At 74.6% G+C, this 635-nt stretch carries 1 protein-coding gene; it reads right to left on the bottom strand.

Annotated elements, in window-relative coordinates:
- Window positions 1-635, bottom strand: a 635-nt coding sequence (locus tag PKE99_RS38315) for a xanthine dehydrogenase family protein molybdopterin-binding subunit (protein ID WP_271215134.1), incomplete at both ends; no start/stop codon positions are given.

The following is a 635-nucleotide window of genomic DNA, read 5'->3' as shown; positions in this document are numbered from 1 at the left end:
CGGGCCACGCTCCTGCCGCCGGAGCCGCCGCCGATCGTCGTGACGACGACGCGCACCTTCGAGGCCGGCACGCCGAGCCACTCGGCAAGCCGGTCCCGGACGAGGAACGGGAACTGCGCCGGGCTGTGCACGACGTAGCGCCCGCCCTCGAACCGGCCCACCGCGGCGTGCGGCTCGATCGGGGACTGGTGCTGGCGCTGGGTGGTGAACTCGTCCTCGACGACCAGGTGCGCGGCGGCGAACGCCGCGTCCACGTCACCCCGGTCGAGCGTGGACTCCCAGGCCACGTTGCCGGAGCGCGGCCCCGGCGCCAGCATCGGGTAGGACTCCCACGCCGGGTGGATCAGCCGCGCGTCGTCGGCCAGGGCGGCGTCCATGTCCGTCAGCGGCTCGAGCGGGTCGATCTCCAGCTCGATCGCGGCCACGGCGGCCTCGGCCTGTTCCGTGGTCTCGGCGGCCACCGCGGCGATCGGCTCGCCGATGTAGCGGACCTCCTCGCGGGCGAACATCGGCTGGTCCTTCAGAATCCAGCCCGAGGTGGTGTCCGGGACATCGGCGGCCGTGATGATCGCGTGCACGCCGGGTAGGGCGGCGGCCCGCGCGGTGTCGAGCCGCCGGATCCGGGCGGCGGGTAC

It is taken from the genome of Pseudonocardia halophobica, from assembly GCF_027922425.1.
Classification (GTDB): domain Bacteria; phylum Actinomycetota; class Actinomycetes; order Mycobacteriales; family Pseudonocardiaceae; genus Pseudonocardia; species Pseudonocardia halophobica.
The sequence above is the reverse complement of the archived record's forward strand: the minus strand, read 5'-3'. Positions and strand labels throughout refer to the sequence as shown.